Annotated in this window: 21 protein-coding genes; 12 read left to right on the forward strand and 9 right to left on the reverse strand. The window is 66.1% G+C overall.

The genetic code is table 11. The features are described from left to right. The first annotated feature begins 62 nt into the window (after nt 1–62). The 3 genes from SD196_RS15440 to SD196_RS15450 all read left to right on the forward strand — a co-directional run bounded on the left by SD196_RS15440 (nt 63) and on the right by SD196_RS15450 (nt 3,537). Nucleotides 63–1,130 carry a sugar phosphate isomerase/epimerase family protein gene (locus SD196_RS15440; RefSeq protein ID WP_275611940.1) on the forward strand — a complete coding sequence of 356 codons (1,068 nt, stop codon included), beginning with the start codon at nt 63–65 and terminating at the stop codon, nt 1,128–1,130. Nucleotides 1,131–1,184: 54 nt separating this feature from the next. Then, nucleotides 1,185–2,453 carry an MFS transporter gene (locus tag SD196_RS15445; RefSeq protein ID WP_275611612.1) on the forward strand — a complete coding sequence of 423 codons (1,269 nt, stop codon included), beginning with the start codon at nt 1,185–1,187 and terminating at the stop codon, nt 2,451–2,453. Nucleotides 2,454–2,691: 238 nt separating this feature from the next. After that, complete coding sequence (locus SD196_RS15450; protein ID WP_370601533.1) at nt 2,692–3,537, forward strand: DMT family transporter; 846 nt, start codon at nt 2,692–2,694, stop codon at nt 3,535–3,537. Nucleotides 3,538–3,548: 11 nt separating this feature from the next. On the opposite strand, the gene SD196_RS15455 is transcribed toward SD196_RS15450, so the two are convergent. Genes SD196_RS15455 through SD196_RS15465 form a run of 3 tightly spaced genes read right to left on the reverse strand, consistent with a single transcriptional unit; the run spans nt 3,549 to nt 5,385 of the window. Next, the gene (locus SD196_RS15455; RefSeq protein ID WP_416310379.1) at nt 3,549–3,791 is read right to left on the reverse strand and encodes a DUF2790 domain-containing protein; all 243 of its coding nucleotides are present in this window, start codon (nt 3,789–3,791) and stop codon (nt 3,549–3,551) included. Continuing rightward, entirely contained in the window at nt 3,788–4,348 is a 561-nt protein-coding gene (locus SD196_RS15460) for a cytochrome b (RefSeq protein ID WP_416310380.1), read from the reverse strand. The genes SD196_RS15455 and SD196_RS15460 overlap by 4 nt, the downstream gene beginning before the upstream one ends. Beyond that, a complete protein-coding gene (locus SD196_RS15465) occupies nt 4,348–5,385 on the reverse strand; it encodes a catalase family peroxidase (RefSeq protein WP_416310381.1) in 1,038 nt (345 codons plus the stop codon). Before SD196_RS15465 ends, SD196_RS15460 begins: the two co-directional genes overlap by 1 nt. A 162-nt stretch (nt 5,386–5,547) precedes the next feature. Here SD196_RS15465 and SD196_RS15470 point away from each other — a divergent pair, with 162 nt between their 5' ends. Together SD196_RS15470 and SD196_RS15475 are read left to right on the forward strand one after the other, a co-directional pair. After that, the gene (locus SD196_RS15470; RefSeq protein WP_275611607.1) at nt 5,548–6,057 is read left to right on the forward strand and encodes a sigma-70 family RNA polymerase sigma factor; all 510 of its coding nucleotides are present in this window, start codon (nt 5,548–5,550) and stop codon (nt 6,055–6,057) included. Continuing rightward, complete coding sequence (locus SD196_RS15475; protein ID WP_275611606.1) at nt 6,054–6,800, forward strand: anti-sigma factor family protein; 747 nt, start codon at nt 6,054–6,056, stop codon at nt 6,798–6,800. Before SD196_RS15470 ends, SD196_RS15475 begins: the two co-directional genes overlap by 4 nt. Nucleotides 6,801–7,099: 299 nt before the next feature. Here SD196_RS15475 and SD196_RS15480 read toward each other — a convergent pair whose 3' ends face one another. Further along, the gene (locus tag SD196_RS15480) at nt 7,100–8,092 is read right to left on the reverse strand and encodes an asparaginase (RefSeq protein WP_416310382.1); all 993 of its coding nucleotides are present in this window, start codon (nt 8,090–8,092) and stop codon (nt 7,100–7,102) included. 103 nt (nt 8,093–8,195) lie between these two features. After that, a complete protein-coding gene (locus SD196_RS15485; RefSeq protein WP_275611604.1) occupies nt 8,196–9,638 on the reverse strand; it encodes an alanine/glycine:cation symporter family protein in 1,443 nt (480 codons plus the stop codon). A gap of 168 nt (nt 9,639–9,806) precedes the next feature. On the opposite strand from SD196_RS15485, the gene SD196_RS15490 reads away from it, so the two are divergent. Next, nucleotides 9,807–10,625 (forward strand): helix-turn-helix domain-containing protein, encoded by an 819-nt coding sequence (locus tag SD196_RS15490; RefSeq protein WP_416310383.1) that lies wholly within the window; start codon nt 9,807–9,809, stop codon nt 10,623–10,625. Between the two features lie 120 nt (nt 10,626–10,745). Here SD196_RS15490 and SD196_RS15495 read toward each other — a convergent pair whose 3' ends face one another. After that, nucleotides 10,746–11,630 (reverse strand): DMT family transporter, encoded by an 885-nt coding sequence (locus SD196_RS15495; RefSeq protein ID WP_416310384.1) that lies wholly within the window; start codon nt 11,628–11,630, stop codon nt 10,746–10,748. A 482-nt stretch (nt 11,631–12,112) separates the two neighbouring features. Between SD196_RS15495 and SD196_RS15500 the strand changes: the two genes are divergently transcribed. Further along, the gene (locus SD196_RS15500) at nt 12,113–13,363 is read left to right on the forward strand and encodes an OprD family porin (RefSeq protein WP_343573597.1); all 1,251 of its coding nucleotides are present in this window, start codon (nt 12,113–12,115) and stop codon (nt 13,361–13,363) included. A 579-nt stretch (nt 13,364–13,942) separates the two neighbouring features. On the opposite strand, the gene SD196_RS15505 is transcribed toward SD196_RS15500, so the two are convergent. Further along, nucleotides 13,943–15,166 carry a PilT/PilU family type 4a pilus ATPase gene (locus tag SD196_RS15505; protein ID WP_275611600.1) on the reverse strand — a complete coding sequence of 408 codons (1,224 nt, stop codon included), beginning with the start codon at nt 15,164–15,166 and terminating at the stop codon, nt 13,943–13,945. Nucleotides 15,167–15,352: 186 nt separating this feature from the next. Here SD196_RS15505 and SD196_RS15510 point away from each other — a divergent pair, with 186 nt between their 5' ends. From SD196_RS15510 to SD196_RS15530, 5 genes are all read left to right on the forward strand, one after another. Beyond that, nucleotides 15,353–15,631 carry a peptidylprolyl isomerase gene (locus SD196_RS15510; RefSeq protein WP_152223913.1) on the forward strand — a complete coding sequence of 93 codons (279 nt, stop codon included), beginning with the start codon at nt 15,353–15,355 and terminating at the stop codon, nt 15,629–15,631. Between the two features lie 7 nt (nt 15,632–15,638). Further along, nucleotides 15,639–16,004, forward strand: coding sequence for an MmcQ/YjbR family DNA-binding protein (locus tag SD196_RS15515; protein ID WP_275611599.1), 366 nt, complete (start codon nt 15,639–15,641; stop codon nt 16,002–16,004). After that, the gene (locus tag SD196_RS15520; RefSeq protein WP_416310385.1) at nt 16,001–16,555 is read left to right on the forward strand and encodes a putative glycolipid-binding domain-containing protein; all 555 of its coding nucleotides are present in this window, start codon (nt 16,001–16,003) and stop codon (nt 16,553–16,555) included. Before SD196_RS15515 ends, SD196_RS15520 begins: the two co-directional genes overlap by 4 nt. A gap of 341 nt (nt 16,556–16,896) precedes the next feature. Next, entirely contained in the window at nt 16,897–18,078 is a 1,182-nt protein-coding gene (locus tag SD196_RS15525; RefSeq protein ID WP_370601523.1) for an MFS transporter, read from the forward strand. A gap of 266 nt (nt 18,079–18,344) precedes the next feature. After that, a complete protein-coding gene (locus SD196_RS15530) occupies nt 18,345–19,622 on the forward strand; it encodes an OprD family porin (RefSeq protein ID WP_416310386.1) in 1,278 nt (425 codons plus the stop codon). Between the two features lie 58 nt (nt 19,623–19,680). Here the strand turns inward: SD196_RS15530 and SD196_RS15535 are convergent, their stop codons facing one another. Together SD196_RS15535 and SD196_RS15540 are read right to left on the reverse strand one after the other, a co-directional pair. Beyond that, a complete protein-coding gene (locus tag SD196_RS15535; RefSeq protein WP_275611595.1) occupies nt 19,681–19,968 on the reverse strand; it encodes a hypothetical protein in 288 nt (95 codons plus the stop codon). A gap of 155 nt (nt 19,969–20,123) precedes the next feature. Beyond that, nucleotides 20,124–21,074: a phospholipase D family protein gene (locus SD196_RS15540; protein ID WP_275611594.1), complete on the reverse strand. Its 951-nt coding sequence runs from the start codon at nt 21,072–21,074 to the stop codon at nt 20,124–20,126. Nucleotides 21,075–21,304 lie beyond the last annotated feature (230 nt).

Consider the following 21,304-nt stretch of genomic DNA (forward strand, 5'->3'; position numbering starts at 1 on the left):
AGCACCATTCCGGAGCGATAAAAGCACCGCCGGCCACCCCGGCGTCGCTATCAGGAATGACAATAATGAATGCTATCCAAGCCCGATTCGCCGACTTGCTGGCGCGTAACGCCGCGCCCGCAGATACGCCCCCGCCTCTGCTGACCCCCGAACTCGCCCGCCGTCTGCTCGACCGTCTCGACAGCCTGCGCCTGTTCGCCCACGGCTACCCGCTGCTGACCAACCTCACCCACGGCCAGGTCACGCCCCAGGACATGCTCGACTTCGCCTACCGCCATGAGCTGGACGGCCTCTCCCTGCACCTGCTGGACGGCGAGCACAACAGCCTGTCGCAGATGACTGCGGAACAACTGGCCGCCTTCGGCGAGAAGGCCCGCAGCCTGGGTCTTGCCCTGCACGTGGAAATCAGCAGCACCCGTCCCGAGGACGTCGACCAGGCGGTCGCCGTGGCGCTGGCCATCGGCAGCCGCAACATCCGCGTCTACTCGCGCTACGAGGGGCACCTGTCGCGAGTGATGGACCTGATCGAGCTGGACCTGCGGCGCCTGGCGCAACTGGCCGATGAGCACGACCTGAACTTCGACTTCGAGCAGCACGAGGAGCTGAAAAGCGACGAGATCGCCGCCCTGCTGCGCAAGGTCGGGCATCCGCGCCTGAATGCGCTGTTCGACTTCGGCAACATGATCAACGCCTGCGAGCGGCCGCTGCCGGCGCTGACCCACCTCGCCCCCTTCATCCGCCAGGTGCACCTCAAAGGCGTGCGCGTGGTGCCCGAGGCCAACGGCTTCGGCCATTACGGCGTGCTGCAGGGCAGCGCCGAGGACCAGTTGCCCGGCGCGCGGATGCTGCTGGAACTGCTGCTGCTCGGCGACAGCGCGCCCCAGGTGGTGGCGTTCATCCTGGAGCAGGAGAACCACTACATCGCCCCGGCCTTCCGCCAGAGCGACGAGGCCGCCGACCCCTTCATTCCCTACCGCGAGATGAGCGAAACGCCGCTGCCGCCGGGCTACAGCCTGGAACGCATGCTGGCCGACGAGCACCGCTGGGCGAACAACCAGGTGCGCCACGTGCGCGGCCTGCTGAACGAATTGCGCCTGCTGGCCGAACTGACCCTGGCCGACGCCGCCTGATTCCGACGGCCGCCCCGGCGGCCACCCCTCATCCGTAAACGGTGGAGAACAACAATGACAGCACAGGCTAAAGCCAAGTGGCTCCGTTTCATCGTCCTGGTCCTGGGCGGCGGTACCATCTACAAGCTCGCCAACCTCAAGGACGCCTTCTACATCCCCATGCAGGAGCACATGGGGCTGACGCACACGCAGATCGGCACCCTGCTCAGCGTCAACGCCATCGTCGCCACCGCGCTGTTCGTGGTCGGCGGCTTCCTTGCCGACCGCTTCGAAACGCGCCGGCTGATCCCGGTAGGCCTGATCGGCATGGGCGCGCTGGGCGTGTACCTGGCCACCTTTCCCGGCTACAGCCAGTTGCTGATCGTCTTCAGCCTGCTGGCGATCTGCGCCGACTGCATCTTCTGGCCCTCGCTGCTCAAGGCGATCCGCAATCTGGGCAATGACGACGAGCAGAGCCGGATGTTCGGCTTCCTCGAAGGCGGACGCGGCGTGGTCGATACCCTGGTGGCCTTCTCCGCACTGGGCGTATTCGTCGCCCTAGGCTCCGGCGCCGCCGGCCTGAAAGCCGCGATCCTGTTCTACTCGGGCATCGACATCCTGGTCGGCGTGCTCACCCTGTTCCTGCTGCGCGAAGCGCCGAAAGCCGGCGCCGCCGCTGCCAAGGCCGAACCCCAGGGCCTTTCCGGCCTGCTGGAAGCGGTCCGCACGCCGGGGATCTGGCTGGTCAGCCTGAACGTGTTCATGGTCTACATCGTCTACTGCGGCCTGACCTACTTCATCCCCTACCTGAAGGACATGTACCAACTGCCGGTAGCGCTGGTGGGGGCCTACGGCATCATCAACCAGTACTTCCTCAAGGTGCTCGGCGGCCCGCTGGGCGGCTACATCGCCGACAAGCGCCTGAAGAGCCCGAGCCGCTACCTGAAGTGGGCGTTCGTCGCGCTGCTGCCGCTGATGCTGGTGATCCTCAGCATTCCCCGTGGCGAGAGCTACATCTACGCCGGCATGGCCGCCACCCTGTCCTTCGCCCTGGTGGTGTTCACCATGCGCGGGGTGTTCTGGGCGCCGATGAGCGAAGTGGGCATCCCCTCGCGCATCACCGGCTCGGCCTTCGGCATCGGCTGCCTGATCGGCTACGCACCGGGCATGTTCGCCTACATCATCTACGGCTCGCTGCTCGACCAGTATCCGGGTGAGCAAGGCTACACCTACGTGTTCAGCCTGATGAGCGTGCTGGCGGTGGTCGGCGTGGTGGTCTCCGCCCTGCTGCAGCACCTGGTGAGCAAGCGTGCCAATGCTCCGGTGGCGCAAGCGCTGGCCTGATCCGTTGAAGTGAACTGCCCGCCACCTTCGGGTGGCGGGTTGGTTTCCGCCGGTTTCGAACGCTAGCCTCCAGCGCCGGAAATCCTTCCAACGGCCGTGGCGCATACGACCTTCTTCCACGTCCCCTCACCTGCTGTTTCATGGCACTCTGCACGGCACCGAAGAACAACAATCGGGGCCGCTGCACCTTGCAGACGTCCCCGGCGCACGCGACGCGACCCCGCGAGCCAGGACGCCCATGCCTCAACCCCGCTATCTGCTTCTGACGCTGCTCGCCATGCTGGCCTTCGCCGGCAATTCCCTGCTCTGCCGCCTCGCCCTGCGCGAGACGAGCATCGATGCCGCCAGTTTCACCGGCCTGCGCCTGGTGTCCGGGGCGATCACCCTCGCCTTGCTGCTGCGCCTGCGCGACGGCGGCTGGCGCGCGGGGGGCGACTGGCGCAGTGCGTGCGCGCTGTTCGTCTACGCCGCCGCGTTTTCCCTGGCCTATGTGCAGATGAGCGCGGCCAGCGGTGCACTGCTGCTGTTCGGCGCGGTGCAGGTGGGGATGCTGGTGGCGGGCTATCTGAACGGCGAGCGACTGCGCGGCTGGCAGTTGCCGGGGCTGGTTCTGGCGCTGGGTGGGATCGTCGTGCTGCTGTTGCCGGGAGCCAGCGCGCCGCCGGTGGGCAGCGCGGCGCTGATGATCCTCGCCGGTCTGGCCTGGGCGCTGTACAGCCTGCGCGGACGGCGTGGCGGCGATCCGCTGGCGGCCACCACCGGCAACTTCCTGCGCAGCGTGCCGATGGCGGCCGCGATGTGCCTGGCGCTGTCGATGAAGCTCAATGTCGACCTGCACGGGGCGATCTACGCAGTGCTCTCCGGCGCGCTGGCCTCGGGCGTCGGCTACGCCATCTGGTACAGCGCGCTAACCGGCCTGGGCGCGCTCCAGGCCGCGTCAGTGCAGCTCAGCGTGCCGGTGTTCACCGCGCTCGGCGGCGCGCTGCTGCTGGGTGAGCACCTGACCCTGCGCCTAGGCCTGTCGACCCTGGCGGTGCTGGGCGGCATCGCGCTGATCCTGGCCGGCAAGCGCAAGGCCGCCTGAGCGGCGCCGGCTCATTTCTCGTTGCCGCAGAACAGCCCCCACGCCGGGTAGCGCAGGCGGTGCAATTGCCCGGCGCTGTCCTCGTAGACCATCTCCACTTCACGGATGCCGCAGAAGTCCAGGTCCGCCGGCTGCACCACGCGCTTGATGTCGAGCGCCTGGCCGTAGCGGTAGTCCTGCGCGGGCGGCACGTCCTGTGCGGCGAAGGCCGCGCCGGTGAAGGCGAGGCAACCCAGTGCGATCAGCGCCCTCATGGCCGCTCTCCGCTCGTGTCGGGAGGCATGGGTGCGCCGGTCATGCTGGGCAGGACTTCATCGCGACGGATCAGCCCGTGGAACAGCGCGGCGGCGAGGTGCAGGAGGATGGTGGCGAGCAAGGCATAGGCGATGACGCTGTGGGCGCCGCGCAGGACAGTGTGGAGCTCGACCGATGGCGAAACCAGCGCAGGCAGTTCGAACCCGCCCCAGAGCACCACCGGGTAGCCGCCGGCGGATTGCATGGTCCAGCCCACCAGCGGCTGGGCGAGCAGCAGGCCGTAGAGCAACAGGTGCGAGAGGTGCGCGGCGCCGCGCTGCCAGCCGGGCATGTCGTTGGGCAGCGGCGGGACGCGGTGGGTCAGGCGCACGGCGATGCGCAGCAGGACGAGGACCAGCAGCGCGGCGCCCAATGGTTTGTGAATGGCCACCAGCGCGGCGTGGCGCGGGGAGACACTGGCGACCATGCCCAGGCCGATGAGCAGCATGGCCAGCACCAGGGGCGCCATGAGCCAGTGAAGGACGCGCAGGGAGAGCGGGAAGTAGGTCGGTTTCATCAGTGGGTCTCCTGGGCCTGCTCACGGGTGCGGCGGTTGAAGGATTCCGAGTAGGCGGCCGAGCGTGCGCTGAGCAGCGGGTCGTCGGAGGCGCGGATACCGTCGGGGAGGATCAGCGGGTCGTAGTTGACGTCGCGGCAGTCGCCGCCGATTTCCGCTTGCAGACGTTCGATCACCAGTTCCCCGGCGTCCACCTGGCGACGCTCCTTGGGCCAGGCCTGGGTGGCGTCGGCGGTACTGTCGCCGGGTTCGCCCAGGGTGAATTGCAGGCGCCAGCGCAGCGGGCCGGCGGCGAGGCGCTGGGCGACTTCATCGGCGAGGAAATTGGCGTCGCCGCGCTTGTCCGCCGCCAGCGGCTCGTAGGGTGCGACGGGCTGCACAGACCAGCGCACCGGCTGTTCGCGCCCTTCCCGGTCCACCAGGTAGAAGGCATTGAGCCCGTAGTAGGCGCTGTTGGCGTAGCTGGAGGACGGCGTGGAGGACTTCGCCCAGTCGCGGAAAGCCTGGGTCTCCGGGTGTGCCTTGAAGAAGGCGCCGGCCTTTTCCGGGTCGGGTTTGCCGGTGCCGTGCTGCGGGGCGGTCGCCTTCTGCAGGTCGTAGAAGCTGGCGACATCGCGGACGACGAAGACCGGCATGGCGTTCATCCCGGTGCGCCACTCCTGGCCGTCCTTGGGCAGGAAGCGCAGGGCCAGGCTGCGGATCGGCGCGGCGCCGTCGCTGGCCGCCGGGTTGCCGCCGGGAATCGCCAGGCGGCCCACGACAGGTACACTGCCCGGCGCGAAGATACTGGCCCGCGACAGCGCAGCGGCACCGCCGTTGCTCTCGAAGTGGCCGATCACGCACAGGCCCTTGGCGTGATTGCGCCGGTAGCCGGGATGGACACCGCCGTTGGCTTCCAGGGTATCGATGACTTTGGCCGGGGTGAGGCGCTGCGGATCGAGCCAGCCGGCCGTGTAGGCGAAGACGGCGGCCACGCCGAGCACCACGGCGCCGATGACGGCCAGGCGCAAGGGTGCGTTGGGGGGAGTCTCTGTCATTTCCAGCTCCTCAGGCTTAGGCTGAATGCGTTGAGCGGGTACGACGCACCGTGTGCCGGGTTATTCCCGAGGGCTGCGAAAGATTTATTTTTTCGTACCGCGGGAATAGATCGCCGGGGCATTCGTCCTTACCGCTCGAACCCACCACTGCCTGACGTTGCGATGCACTCACTGGACGACCATTCACTGCGCGAACTGCTGCCCCGGCTGCGGCGCTTCGCCCTGTCGCTGACGCGCAGCGCGAGCAGCGCCGACGACCTGGTCCAGGCGACCCTGGAGAAGGCGCTGTCGGCCTGGACCGGCCGGCGCGAGGACGGCGACCTGCGCGCCTGGCTGTTCTCGATCCTCTACCGCCACTTCATCGACGGGCAGCGCCGCGCCCGGCGCTACGCACGCATCCTCAGCCTGTTCGGCGCGGACAGCGCGGTAAGCGCCTCGCCCGAGGAGATCGTCAGCGCCCGTTCGACCCTGGAAGCCTTCGAGCGCCTGCCTGCCGAGCAGCGAGCGCTGCTGGCGCTGGTCAGCGTCGAGGGGCTGAGCTACCGCGAGGCGGCCGAGGCACTGGATATTCCCCTGGGCACCGTCATGTCCCGCCTGTCGCGCGCCCGCCAGGCGCTGCGCGCACTGAGCGAAGGACAGGCGGCGACTCCCTCTTTGCGGGTACTGAAATGAACGAACGCATTCCCGACGAGCACGACCTGCACGCCTATATCGACGACCAGCTCGACCCGGCCCGCCGCCAGTGGGTGGAAGCCTGGCTCGCGGCCCACCCGGAGGACGCGCGGCGCGTGGAAGGCTGGCGGCAGGATGCGCAGCAATTGCGCGCCGCCTTCGCCGGCCAGGGGCGAGGACCAATGCCCGAGCAGCTCGAACCGACGCGGATTCGCCGTGAGCTCCGGCAGCGGCGGCGCTCACGGCTGGCCACTGCGGCGGCGCTGCTGGTGGCGCTGGGCGTGGGTGGAATGGGCGGCTGGCAGATGCGCGGCGATAGCCTGGCGCGCAGCACGGTGCCGATGCAGGACGCGGTGCAGGCTTACCGGCTGTTCGCCGATGCCAGCCAGAATGGTCTGGACCTGCGCGATGGCGGCGACCTGCGCACCTGGCTGGCCCGCTACCTGAAGGACGCCCCGCCGCCACCGGCGCTGGATCGCGTGGGCCTGAAAACCGTCGGCGCGCGCCTGCTCGCCACCGAACAGGGGGCGGCGGCGCTGGTGATCTACGAGGACGGCCAGGGCCGCCGCCTGACCTTCTTCATCCGCCCACCGGGCCCGCGCCACGAAATGCTGCCCCAGGGGCAGCGCACCGATGGCGACCTGCTGACGCGCTACTGGAGCCAGGGCGGGTACAACTATGCGGTGGTGAGCCGCAGCGACGATCCGCAGGCGGGGGTCGTGGGGGAGATGGTGGGGTTCTAGCGGGTGGTGGCGTAGGAGCAACTGTCTTGTCCCGGCTGAATCTGTGCCGGGGCTTTCCCCCTCACCCCAGCCCTCTCCCTCAGGGAGAGGGAGCCAGATCGTGCCGGCTGACAGAGTGGTTTCATCCTGCTCCGGACGGTCCCCTCTCCCCTTGGGAGAGGGTTAGGGTGAGGGCCAACCCGACGCAGATGCATCTCGTAAGCGAACTCACCGGAGGAAAGATGCAGCCGTGCTATGCGGTTCGCGAGCAAGCTCGCTCCTACAGGTACGCACGCCCCTGAGCGACGCGCGTTAACGGATCAGCCGTCGACCCGCTCACCACACAGGTCGAGGGCGAACAGGCGTTCCACCTCGGACGATGCAAGACCGCTGCCGATCAGGCTGAACAGCTTGCCCAGCGCAGCTTCGCGGGTCAGGCCGCCGCCGGAGACCAGACCGGCATCACGCAAGCGGCTACCAGCAGCGTAGATGTCGAACGCCACATGCCCTTGCGGGCACTGACTGATCGCCGCCAGCACCACGCCGCGTGCATGGGCTTCGCGCAGCACGGCCAGCAGCTCTTCATTGTCCGACGGACCGGTGCCGCTGCCATAGCACTCCAGCAGCAGCGCCTGCACGCCGCTACCCAACAGCGCGCGCAGGTGTTCGGCGCGCAGGCCGGGGAACAGCGGCAGCACCGCGAGGTTCACGCTTTGGCGCGCCTGGCGGTAATCCAGTGCGGCAGGAATCGATTCGGCGCGCTCGCCATGACGTTCACGCGGCAGGACCGCAAAAGCGTCGAAGGCCTCGCTGCGCAGCTTGGTGACGCGGGCGCCGTGCATCAGCTCGCCGTTGAAATACAGCCAGACGCCGGGCTGAACGCCGGCTTCCAGGGCCGTCAAACTGCCCAGCAGGTTGGCCGGCGCATCGCTGCCCGGCACGCCCATGGGCTGCATGGAGCCGGTCAGCACCACCGGCACGTCCAGGCCGAGCAGCAGGAAGGACAGCGCGGCGGCGCTGTAGGCCAGGGTGTCAGTGCCGTGCAACACCAGCACGCCGTCGTGGCCGCCCTGCTCCACCGCCTCGACGATGGCGTCGCGCATGGCCAGCCAGTTGGCCTGGGTCATGTTGGCGCTGTCGAGCAGCGGCTGGAGCTCGGCGAAGGACCAGTCGAGGCGAATCTCGCCGTGGCCTTGCAGTTGTTCGCGCATGCGCGCTTCGAAGCCGCCAGCCGGGGCCAGGCCTTCGGCAGTCTGCAGCATGCCGATGGTGCCGCCGGTATAGAGGACGAAGAGGTTCTTCACGCGACGCATGCCAGTGCTCTTGTAGGAAAGTTCAGAGGATAAACCGCGAGGCCGGGAGAAGTCCCGGCCTCGCGTGTCAGACCTTGGTCCGAGGAGCAGGGTCGGACGGCTATCAGCCCTGAGCCGGCAGGCTGCCGTGGGCCGGAGCGGTGCTGTTGATCTTGTGGGCGTCGCGCCAGGCATCGTGGTCGATGTCCAGGTCGGCGAACTTGGCCGCGTCGAACACCGGGCGCTCGATGCCGGCGGCGCGCTGTTCGTCGTAGTCGCGCATCACGCGCAGACCGACCTTGATCAGCATCGCCAGGGCCACCAGGTTGACGAAGGCCAGGCAGGTCATGGTGATGTCGGCGAAGGCGAACACGGTGCCCAGGTTCTGCATCGAGCCCCAGAGGATCAGACCCAGTACCAGGACGCGGAAGGCGATCAGCGCGGTGCGGCTGCGGCCGACGATGAACTGCAGGGCGTTCTCGCCGAGGTAGTAGTTGTAGGTGATGCAGGTGAACACGAACAGCGACAGCGCGACGCTGACGAAGATGCGGCCCCAGTCACCAACCACGGCGGCCAGCGAGTTCTGGGTCAGGGTGATGCCGTCGCCTTCGAAGCCGGGGGTGTAGAAGCCCGAGAGCAGGATCAGCAGCGCGGTGCAGGTGCAGATGACGAAGGTGTCGAGGAACACGCTGAACGCCTGGACCACACCCTGGGACGCCGGGTGACGCACGGCGGCGACGGCGGCCACGTTCGGCGCACTGCCCAGGCCCGCTTCGTTGGCGAACACGCCACGCTTCACGCCCATGACGATGGCGCTGCCCAGCAGGCCCGCGAAGGCCGGCTCAAGGCCGAAGGCGCTCTTGACGATGGTGGTCAGCATGCCCGGCACCAGTTCGATCTGGGTGACGATCACGTACAGGGTCACGGCGATGTAGGCCAGGGTCTTGACCGGCACCAGCAGGTCGGAGACCGCTGCGATGCGCTGGATGCCGCCGAAGAACACGATGGCCAGCAGCACGGCCAGGCCGATGCCCGAGTACAGGACCGGGATGTCGAAGGCGTTCTGCAGCGAGTGGGTCACGGTGAAGGCTTGCAGGCCGTTGAAGGCGAAGCCGTAGGTGACCAGCAGCAGGACTGCGAAGGTCATGGCCATCCAGCGCAGCTTCAGGCCGTGCTGGATGTAGTAGGCCGGGCCGCCACGGTACAGGCCATCGCCGTCGCTGCGTTTGTAGACCTGGGCCAGGGTGCACTCGAAGAAGCTGCTGGACATGCCTACCAGCGCGGTGACCCACATCCAGAACACGGCGCCCGGACCACCGAGGGTCACGGCGATGCCGACACCGGCAATGTTACCGGCACCCACGCGGCCGGCGAGGGACAGCATCAGGGCCTGGAAGGAGCTCAGTTGGCCAGCCTGGCCGCGGATCGATTCCTTGAACACACCGAACATGTGGCCGAAATGGCGGAACTGGACGAAGCGGGAGCGAATGGTGAAATACGCGCCGAGTCCGACGATGAGGACGATGAGGACTTTCCCGGAGAGGAAATCGTTGATCGCGTCGAGCATGTGCTGGGGCCTCGATTGTTATTGTGGGAGCACGGGCCTGGGGCTGGCCCGCTCACTGGGGGCGCATGGTTGCGCTCGAAGCTTGCTGAAACAATTTCGCGGCTTGTTCCGAGTTGATGCGACCTGACGCTATAATTGCGCCAGTCGCATCACCTGGACCTGGCACAAATGTCCGAAAACCTCGGCCCCAATCTCAAACTGCTTTGCGCTCACTACCGCTCTATCTCGGAGGTTTGCCGCAAGCTCGCGATCAATCGCGCGCAGTTCAACAAATACCTCGGTGGGCAGAGCCAACCCACCGCGTACAACCTCAAGAGAATTGGGGATTTCTTCGGCGTCGAGGACTACGAGCTGCAATTGCCACCGGAACAGTTCGCCCGCCTGATCGGTGCACGGAGCACCTCGCCGGCGAACGTGCAGCGCGACGATCCGCTGATGGAGATGCTGCGCCCGCTGCGCGAGCACGCAGGCAACCTGTCACGCTACTGCGGTTACTACTTCGAATATTCCAACTGCATGTCGGTGCCCGGCTCGATCCTGCTGTCGCTGGTGCACCTGTACGAGGAGGACGGCAACTTCCTCTTCGAGCGCCAGGAGCGCCAGGAACGCTCCAGCAGCACCGACGTGCAGGCCGAGGACTGGGTGCGCTGCCGCTACCTGGGCGCGGCGTTCCAGCTGCAGGACCGGGTGTTCCTGCTGGACTACGAGTCGCTGACGGTCAACGAGATGAGCCAGACCATCCTCATCCCCAGCTTCAAGAGCCGCATCACCCGCCTGAACGGCCTGAAGACCGGCGTCTCCAGCGGCGACCGCCGCACCCCGGCGTGCACCCGCGTGGTATGGGAATACCTGGGTCCGGAGATCAACCGGATCGCCGCCTACCGCCAGGTGAAGCTGTACCAGCCGGATGATCCGCGCATCGACGACGACGTGCGCCAGCGGTTGTCGGTGGGGCCCATCCGGCATGGCCTTTTCGAGATCGAGTAGCTCTGGCTCTTCGTAGGAGCGAGCTTGCTCGCGAATGGATTAACCGGCGATTCGAAACTGGGCGGGGTTCGCGAGCAAGGACTGGGCGTCCCCCTCGCTCCTACAGGGACTGTGCCCGCCCTACCCCTTGCGGCTCTGCAACCAGGCCGCCGCCAGCCCGCTGCCGCAGATCACCGCGATACCCAGCAGCGCCGAAGGCTCCGGCGTGTGGCCGAAGATCACGAAGCCCAGCAGCCCGGCGAAGACGATCTGGCAGTAACTGAACGGCGCCAGCAGCGCCGGCGCGGCGTGCTTGAAGGCCTGGGTCAGGAACAGGTGCGCCGTCATCCCGCAGGTGCCCAGGGCCAGCATCATCAGGCCATGGACCAGCCCCGGCCATTGCCAGAAGAACGGCACCAGCGCGCTGACGATCAGGGTGTTGCACAGCCCGGCGAAGAAGTTGCTGGTGGTCGGGCTGTCCACCTGGCTGAGCTTGCGCGTCAGCAACTGGTAGAAGCTGAAGCACAGCGCCGAGCCGAATGGCAGCAGCACCGCCGGAGTGAACAGGTCGCCACCGGGGTGGACGATGATCAGCACGCCGATGAAGCCAACGATCACCGCCGCCCACTGCTCCACGCTGACCCGCTCGCCCAGCAGCGGCACCGACAGCGCCGTCACCAGCAGTGGCGCGAGGAAGTTCACCGAGGTCGCCTCGGCCAATGGGATGTACTGCAGGCCGGTGGTGAACAGGAAACTGGTGCCCAGCAGGCACAGTGCGCGAGCCGCCTGGAGGAACGGATGGCGGGTGCGCAGCACGGCGAAGCCGGCGCGCGGCAGGAAGATGCCCGCCATCAGCAGCGTGTGCACCACATAGCGCGCCCAGACCACCATGACGATGGGGTAGATGCTCGCCAGGTACTTCGACAGCGCGTCGTGGCTGGAGAACAGGAAGGTTGCCAGGACGATGAGCAGGATGCCCTTGAAAGGCTGGTGGACGCCGGACAGCGGCGATTGGCTGGTACTCATCGGGTCACGGGAATCAATGGACGAAAATGGCTGCGCGAGCGGCAGTACAGCCTAACAAGTTGCGTCGGGGAAAGAACCCGCTCCACCGCCGTACACGGACCCCGCGGGTCCGCTGCTACACCGGTGCACGGCATCCTACGCGGAATCCTGCCGGCAGAATGTTCTATTTGGTTAATTAGCGTTCGAACAGCGAACGGTTACGCCCGGGACGAATTGCGGCGAGTCGTCGGGCGGAACCACTATGGCTCCAGCCGCCACCTCGATGCGGCGCCAACAACTATAAGAAAGGTCCGTTCACATGCTCACGCTCTCCCTGGCACGCCGTCGCGCGTGCAACGCCCTCAGCGCCCCACCCTCCGCTTCCGTCGCGCCTGGCTGATCGCCTGATCCATGCCCGTTGATCGTTTCACCGCCCATCCGCCGAACTGTGCGGAGGCCCCCGTTCGCCCGCGAACAACGACAAGAATGCCGAGGGAACACCCATGATCCGCCGCTTGCCCCATCTCACCGTCGCCGCCTGCCTGCTGCCCGCCCTGCCGGGCCTGGCCAGCGCCGATGACGCAGGCTTCCTCGAAGACGCCAAGGCCAGCCTGCTGCTGCGCAACTTCTACATGAACCGCAATTTCGTCGGCGACACCCGTCAGGGCAAGGCCGAGGAATGGACGCAGAACTTCATTCTCGACGCCCGCTCCGGTTATACCCAGGGCACTGTCGGCCTGGGGCTGGACGTGCTCGGCCTGTACAGCGTCAAGCTTGACGGCGGCAAGGGCACCGCCGGTACCCAGCTGCTGCCGGTGCACGACGACGGCCGCCCCGCCGACGACTTCGGGCGCCTGGCAGTGGCCGGCAAGGCCAAGGTGTCGAAGACCGAACTCAAGGCCGGCGAGTGGATGGTGGTGCTGCCGATCCTGCGCTCCGACGATGGTCGCTCGCTGCCGCAGACCTTCCAGGGCGCCCAGGTGACGTCGAAGGAAATCGACGGCCTGAGCCTCTACGGCGGCCAGTTCCGCAAGAACAGCCCGCGCAACGATGCGAGCATGGAAGACATGTCGCTGTTCAGCCGCCCCGCTTTCACCTCCGACCGCTTCAACTTTGTCGGCGGCGAGTACCGCTTCAACGGCGAGCGCACCCTGGTCGGGCTGTGGAATGCCGAGCTGAAGGACATCTACCAGCAGCAGTACCTGCAACTGCAGCACAGCCAGCCGCTGGGTGACTGGGTGCTCGGTGCGAATATCGGCTACTTCTGGGGAAAGGAGGACGGCAGTGCCCGCGCCGGCGACCTGGACAACCGTACCTTCTCCGGGCTGTTCTCGGCGAAATACGGCGCCAGCACCTTCTATGTCGGATTGCAGAAGGTCATGGGCGAGGACGAGTGGTTCCGCGTCAACGGCACCAGCGGCGGCACCCTGGCCAACGACAGCTTCAACTCCAGCTACGACAACGCCAGGGAGCGCTCCTGGCAGCTGCGCCACGACTACGACTTCGCCGCCTTCGGCATCCCCGGCCTGACGCTGATGAACCGCTACATCAAGGGCAACGACGTGCACAACAGCAGCACTGACGACGGCCATGAATGGGGCCGCGAGAGCGAGCTGGCGTACACGGTGCAGAGTGGCACCTTCAAGACCCTGAACGTGAAGTGGCGCAACTCGACCATGCGTCGCGACTGGGGTAGGACCAACAGCTTCGACGAGAACCGGCTGATCATCAGTTATCCGTTGTCGTTGCTGTGATAGTCCTGATCGCGGACAGAGTCCGCTCCTACGAAGAGCAACACCACGCCGCCCGGCGACTGTAGGAGCAACTGTCTTCCACCGGGTTAATCCCTGCCTGCGCTTCCCCCTCACCCCAGCCCTCTCCCTCAGGGAGAGGGAGCCGTCCGTGCCGGCTGACACTACGGTTTCATCCTGCACCGAACAGTCCCCTCTCCCGCTTGCGGGAGAGGGTTAGGGTGAGGGTGAGGGCCCTTGATCTTGTAGGAGCGGACCTTGTCCGCGAAGGATCAGCTTCGCTCAAGAGCATCGCGGAGAAGCTCCGCTCCTACGAGGTCCTGAGCGGGAGCGTAGGGCGTATAACGTTCGACGTTATACGCCGTTTGACCTTGGTTTCCGGTTGCACGGACTGCGACCGGCTGGCGCTTCGAATTCGGCCAACACGCCAGCCGATGATCCAGGTGTACCGGCGTACAACCGCGAACGGTTGTGCGCCCTACGAATGCGCAGACAGTTGTTCCTACGAAAGCACTCCGTGCAAACCCATTACCCATGAAAAAGCCCCGGCATGCCGGGGCTTCTTTTCAAGCGGAACTCGGCTTATTGCCCAGCCGGCTTGCCTTCCGCGTCTTCGGCCTCGATCTCTTCCAGCGCCAGTTCCAGCCCCCAGCTGGAGGAGTCCGCTGCCGGGGCAGGCGCTGCGGCGGGTGCCGGCGCGGGGCTGGCGGCAGTGGCTGCGGCGGAGTTGGTCACCATGGCCGGGTTGTCCTTGTACAGCTTGAGCTTCAGGCGCAGGTTGTTCGCCGAATCGGCGTTCTTCACCGCTTCTTCTTCGCTGATCGCCCCCTCCACCGCCAGGTCGAACAGCGCCTGGTCGAAGGTCTGCATGCCCAGGGCGCGGGACTTGTCCATGATTTCCTTGATCGAGCTGAAGTCGCCGCGCTTGATCAGGTCGCTGATGGTGGCGGTGCCCAGCAGCACTTCCACCGCTGCGCGACGCTTGCCGTCCTGGGTGCGCACCAGGCGCTGGGAAACGAAGGCCTTGAGGTTGTTGCCCAGGTCGTTGAGCAACTGCGGCCGGCGCTCCTCGGGGAAGAAGTTGATGATGCGGTCCAGCGCCTGGTTGGCGTTGTTCGCGTGCAGGGTGGAGATCGCCAGGTGCCCGGTGTCGGCGAAGGCCAGGGCATGTTCCATGGTCTCGCGGTCGCGGATCTCGCCGATCAGGATCACGTCCGGCGCCTGGCGCAGGGTGTTCTTCAGCGCGGCATGGAAGCTGCGGGTGTCCACGCCCACCTCACGCTGGTTGATGATCGACTTGCGGTGCCGGTGCACGTACTCGATGGGGTCTTCGATGGTGATGATGTGGCCGCCGCTGTTGCGGTTGCGGTGGTCGATCAGCGCCGCCAGGGAGGTGGACTTGCCCGAGCCGGTGCCGCCGACGAAGAGCACCAGGCCGCGCTTCTCCATGACCACCTTGAGCAGCACTTCCGGCAGCTTCAGGTCCTCGAACAGCGGGATGTCCAGCTTGATGTTGCGCGCCACGATGGACACTTCGTTGCGCTGCTTGAACAGGTTGATGCGGAAGCGGCCGACACCCTGCACCGAGATGGCCAGGTTCATCTCCAGTTCCCGTTCGAACTCGGCGCGCTGTTCCTCGTCCATCAGGCCGTAGCCGATGCGCGCCACGTCGCCCGCCTTGAGCGGCTCGTTGGACAGCGGCTTGAGCACGCCGTTGAACTTGGCGCAGGGTGGCGCGCCGGTGGACAGGTAGAGGTCGGAACCATCCTGGGTGGCCAGGATCTTCAGCATCGACTGGATATCCATAAGAACTGCATCCGTTCGCAAGGAGGGGGGCGGACACCGCCGATTCAGCGGCGTCCTACATGTCGGAATTTTCCGTCGACTCTAGGCAGCGGCCAAGTAAGGCACAATGCCACCCACCAGAAAATGCGACGTACGTCACCGCTCCCGTACAATGCCCATTCCGCCTGACTTTCCGAGGTAATACCGATGCCCGTCGCCATGGCCCGCCATATCCTGGTCAAGACCGCTGCCGAAGCCGAGCAGATCAAGCAGCGCCTGGCCCGCGGCGAGGATTTCGCCGCCCTGGCGCGCAAGCATTCCACCTGTGCCTCCGGCAAGCGCGGCGGCGACCTGGGGGAAGTCCGACCGGGGCAGATGGTGCGCAGCATCGACCAGGTGATCTTCAAGAAGCCCGTCGGCGTGGTACACGGCCCGGTAAAGAGCCAGTTCGGCTACCATCTGGTCGAAGTCTATTTCCGCGACTGAGCCCGGTATGACCCCACAACAGATCGCCCGTTTCTGCCTGCAACTGCCCGGCGCCCGCGAGGACATCAAGTGGGGCAGCAACCGCGTGTTCTCGGTGGCCGGCAACAAGATGTTCGCCATCCTCGACTTTCTCGACGAAGGCGCCGGCGGCCTGGCCTTCAAGGTCGGCCCGGAGCTGTTCCTGGGCTATGTGGATCGCCCCGGCATCCGTCCGGCGCCCTATCTGGCGCGGGCCTTCTGGGTCGCCATGCAACGCCCCTACCCCATGGGTGAAGCGGAACTGCGCGAGGCGCTGACCCGCTCGCACCAGTTGGTGGTAGCCCGCCTGCCCAAGCGCCAGCGACTGGGCCTGCTGCTGGACGAAACCCCATGAAGAGCCTGAGCTGGGAAGGCATCTGGCAGGCCCCGACAGCCAGCTGGGAGTCGCTGCAACTGGGCGATGGCTGCGCGCAAAGCCAGCTGCGCGCCATCGACGAAAACGGCGGCCCGTCCTACCAGCTGGACTACGAACTGAACTGGGACGAGCACTGGCGCCTGCGCGAGGCACGCTTCAGCGTCGAGGGCGGCCGGGGCGTGCGCCACCTGCACCTGCTGACCGATGGCGAAGGTCATTGGCGCACCGGCGAGGGCGAGACGCTGGGCGAGCTGGACGGCTGCCTGGATATCGACATCTGGCCGACGCCCTTCACCAACACCTTCCCGATCCGCCGCCTGAAGCTTGCCGACGGCCAGCGCGTGGAGTTGGCCGTGGTCTACCTGGAAGCCCCGGCACTGAAGCCCGTGCGCATGCGCCAGGGCTACACCCGGGTAGATGCGCGGCACTACCGCTACGAAAACCTCGAAGGCACGAATTTCCAGGCGCTGCTGACGGTCGACGATGACGGGCTGGTGCTCGACTATCCGACGCTGTTCCGGCGGATCTGAATTCAATCGGCGTACGCCCAAGGTCGAGCCCGACGTAGGGCGTACAACCGTTCGCGGTTGTACGCCGACTCACCCAAGCCATCGCCCACGCCTTCGTCCAACCCTGGCAACACTCCTACAAGAGCATCTACGACGGGTTCACACGAGACATCCGGCGCATTCCCTGTAGGACCGAGGGGGACGCCCAGTCCTTGCTCGCGAACAATGCCCCGCCACGGAGCCAGATTCGCGAGCAAGCTCGCTCCTACAAAAGCCCCAAGGTAGTTCGTTAGCTTGCTTTCCTACACGCTGGGGCGGGTCCATCATGTCCTACCCACCCGCCGCTCCGATCAAGCCTGCGCATGTCCACCCAATCCCCCTCCAGCGCCGCAACCACCCTGCAGGTGGTTTCCGTCGTCCTCTTCACCTTCCTCGCCTACCTGACCATCGGCATTCCGCTAGCGGTGCTGCCGGGCTACGTGCACACGGACCTGGGCTTCGGCTCGGTGCTGGCGGGCCTGGTGATCAGCATCCAGTACCTGGCCACCCTCCTCACCCGGCCCTACGCCGGGCGGGTGATCGACACCCTCGGCCCCAAGCGCGCGGTGCTCTATGGCATGGCCGGATGCGCCGGCAGCGGCGCACTGATGCTTGCCTCCTGGGCAACCCAGGGCGTGCCGTGGCTCAGCCTGGCGACGCTGATGGTGGCACGGCTGGTACTGGGCACCTCGGAAAGCCTGGTGGGCAGTGCCTCCATCAGCTGGGGCATCGACCGGGTCGGCGCGCCGAACACCGCCAAGGTGATCTCCTGGAACGGCATCGCCAGCTATGGCGCGCTGGCCATCGGCGCGCCGCTCGGGGTGCTGATGGTCCAGCACCTGGGCCTGGCCAGCATGGGCGTGAGCATCATCCTGCTGGCGGCGCTGGGTTTTGCGCTGGCCTGGCCGAAGCGGCCAGCAGCGCTGGTGCACGGTGAGCGGATGCCCTTCCACCATGTGCTGGGCCGGGTGTTTCCCCACGGCATGGGGCTGGCACTGGGCGGCATCGGCTTTGGCACCATCGCCACCTTCATCACCCTGTACTACGGCAGCCGTGGCTGGAGCGACGCGGTCTACTGCCTGACGGCCTTTGGCGTCTGCTTCATCGGCGCGCGCCTGCTGTTCGCCCAGGCGATCAACCGCCACGGCGGCTTCCGCGTCGCCATCGCCTGTCTGTCGGTGGAAAGCCTCGGGCTGATGCTGCTGTGGCTGGCGCCCTCGCCCTGGCTGGCGTTGGCGGGCGCGGCGCTGAGCGGCTTCGGCTTCTCCCTGGTGTTCCCGGCCCTGGGCGTGGAAGCCGTCGGCCTGGTGCCCGCCTCCAACCGTGGCGCCGCGCTGGGCGCCTACTCGCTGTTCATCGATGTCTCGCTGGGCATTACCGGCCCGCTGGTGGGTGCCATCGCGGGCGCCTTCGGCTTCGGCTCGATTTTCCTCTTCGCCGCACTGGCGGCGATCAGCGGGCTGGCGCTCAGCCTGGTGCTGTACCAGCGCTCCTTCGGCGACTGATCGAACGCCAGGGTACGTAAGCCGGTACTCAGGCACAGCGGGAAGAGCGCCCCACTCCACTGATCAGCCACATTGTCAACTGTGTGAGCATCGAGTCCGAAAAGTTTCGATCCTCTGCTATCATCGCGCCGCTGCGGCCCACCAGAGGCCGACTACAACCAAAAGAACTAGCCAGCACAGGACGCCACTTCCCTGATGACACACATCGGGGGCGGGACGCCTTTTTCGTCTTGTCGGCGCTGCACCATTAGCACAAGGAAAACAACATGCTGCAACACCGCATCAGCCTGCTCGCGCTGGGCATTCTCGCGTCCAGCGCGGCCCTGGCCGAAGACCAGTCCACCGCCAAGGGCTTCATCGAAGACAGCCACATGGACCTGTTCTTCCGCAACGGCTACATGTACCGCGACTACAAGCATGGCAACGATGACAAGTCCGAGTGGGGCCAGGCCGCCACCGCGACCTTCACCTCCGGCTTCACCCAGGGCACCATCGGCGTTGGCGCCGATGTCTTCGGCATGTACGCGCTCAACCTGGACGAGAATGGCAAGCGCGCCGGCGCCGCAGGCATCGACTTCTTCAAGCGCGACAGCGATGGCAACCCGGCCAGCGATCTGGCCCGTGCCGGTGGCGCGGTGAAAGCCCGCCTCTCCAACACCGTGATCAAGTACGGCGACCAGATGCCGTCCCTGCCGGTGCTCAGCTACGACAACTCCCGCCTGCTGCCGGAAACCTACTCCGGCACCCTGATCACCTCCAAGGAGATCGAAGGCCTGGAAATCAACGTCGGCCGCTTCACCTCGGAAGTCCGCAAGAGCGCTGAAGGCCACGACAGCGGCGGCCTCAAGCGCATCGACGTGTACGGCGGCAGCTACAAGTTCACCGACAACTTCAGCGGCGCCCTGTACGCCCAGGACAACGAAGACGTTGCCCGCAAGCAGTACATGAACCTGAACTACGTCATCCCGATGGCCGACCGCGAGTCGCTGACCCTCGACTTCAACGGCTACAAGACCAAGCTGAACCAGGACTGGGCCGACGAGTTCAACCACGGCAACCGCGACAACACCATCTGGAGCCTGTCGGCCGCTTACAACATCGGCGTACACACCTTCATGGTCGCCCACCAGCGCAACAACGGCGACACCGGCTACCTGTACGGCGGTTACCAGAGCGGCGACTACATCGGCGACGGCGGCACCACCATCTGGCTGGCCAACTCCTACTGGTCGGACTTCAACGGCGAGGACGAGCGTTCCTGGCAAGGCAGCTACAGCCTGGACTTCTCCGAGTACGGCGTTCCGGGCCTGAGCTACACCGTGGCCTACGTCTACGGCGACAACATCAAGACCGACGAGACCAGCAACGGCAAAGAGCGCGAAATCTTCAACCAGCTCAAGTACGTCGTACCGAGCGGCCCGGCCAAGGACCTGTCGGTCAAGCTGCGCGGCTCCTGGGTTCGCGTATCGAACGACGCCCGCTCCTACAACGACGATGGCAACGAAGTCCGCGTATTCGTCGAGTATCCGGTCAACATCTTCTGATGTGCTGATCGACGCCTGACGTAAAACGCCCCGTGGCAGCGATGCCACGGGGCGTTTTTCATTCCAGGCCGCGGCGAACGCGCGAGCGCGAAGGGCTCAGCGGCGGCAGCGACATGCGCAGGATATGCAGGCACAGCAGCAGGATCAGCGCGCCGGCCACGCAGGAGCCCAGGCGCAGGCCCATCTCCAGCGTTTCGTTGAGGGAATTGAGCAGCAGCATCGCGCTGCCGCCCAGCATGCAGGCCAGCAGGAGGATCGACAGGATGTGGACCTTCAGGGTCACCAGACGCCAATGCCAGCGCATGCGCCGACGCGGGGGAACTTCATCGAAGCGAGGGGTGGGCATGCTCCATTGCCTCCTGTCAGTTTTCCGTCGAAGTCGACCGACACCATCAGTCGGCGCCGACATACTGGCAGAAGGCTAGCTAGCCCGGGCGAAAAAGCCAGGCGCACACCGCAAACCCGAGGCCTGCGGCGGCGCCGGCCGATGAACGGAAGGACTCAGCGCACCACGCTGTTGATGTCGTGGCGGTTGAGCGAGGTGCGCATTTCCTCGTACCACTCCGGAATCGCTTCCTTCAGGCGCTCCTTGGCGTCTTCCAGCTTGAACGGCTGGGTGTAGCGCTTCTTGCGGTACGAATAGATGTAGTAAGTGCCGTTGCGATAGAGGATACGGTCGAAGGTGTAGAAGCCGATGTTCGTGCCGTTGCAGCGCGCGGTCAGCACCATGTCGCCCTCTTCGTAGGGCAGCACACCCTCGGCGCATTCATAGGTGAAGAACTCGCGCACATCGTCCCAGTCCACGCCATCACTGCTGGCCCGCAGGAACGCCTCGGCCTTTTCCTCGGAATCATCGGAATGATCGCTGTACCAGATGAACAGCGGGATGCTCTGGTTGGTCTCGTCACCCAGCCAGCTCTCGCCGTCCAGGTACTGCGCGCCACGCGCCAGGCTCGCCTGCATGCGGCGATGGGTCTGGCGGTACTCTTCCAGCGCTTCGTCGAAGGCCGGGCTGTCTTCGCCCAGCATTACGCCTTCGCTACCCTTGATCGCCGCCGCGCGGGCCAGGTAGTCGGCGTACAGCGCGGCGTCCTGGATGACAGTGCAGGTGTCGCGGGTCAGGCCCAGGCCGATCTCGGTGAAGTTGGCGCTGCCCAGGATCACCACGTCCGGCTCCACCAGGATCAGCTTCCAGTGCACGCTGTTCTGCGCCCGGAAGTCCACGTGCAGGGTCACGTTGGCGCCGCTGTCGCGCACGCAGAAGTCGATGAAGTCCGGCGAGGTGAAGGCATTGATGGTGCCGACCAGCAGATCGACCTTGTTGCCGTTCTCCACCAGGGTCTCGACCAGCGCCTCGGTCTCACTGGCAGAGGCCGAGACAATGGTGATCAGTTTGTCGCTGACCTGCTCCAGGTACTGCTTGAGCGAGTTTTGCGCGTTAAGGATTTTCATACAGCCCCCACCGGAATTCTGAACACCCGAATTCTGAGGCAGGACAATGGCGGGTTTCAACTGCCTCGTTTCTCCCCTGCCCCCGCAGAATGGGCGCTTCAGGCGTACGGCATGCAAGGAGCCGCCCCTCTGTGGCATAATAGGCGGCTTTGCCAGGCGCGCCTCGACCTGCTCGACCGCAGCGCCCTTCCCGCACGCCCGCGCCCGGCGCGCACCATGTCCAGCCAAGG

Origin of the sequence: Pseudomonas macauensis (assembly GCF_047902425.1) — a bacterium.
In the GTDB taxonomy this organism is placed as follows: domain Bacteria; phylum Pseudomonadota; class Gammaproteobacteria; order Pseudomonadales; family Pseudomonadaceae; genus Pseudomonas.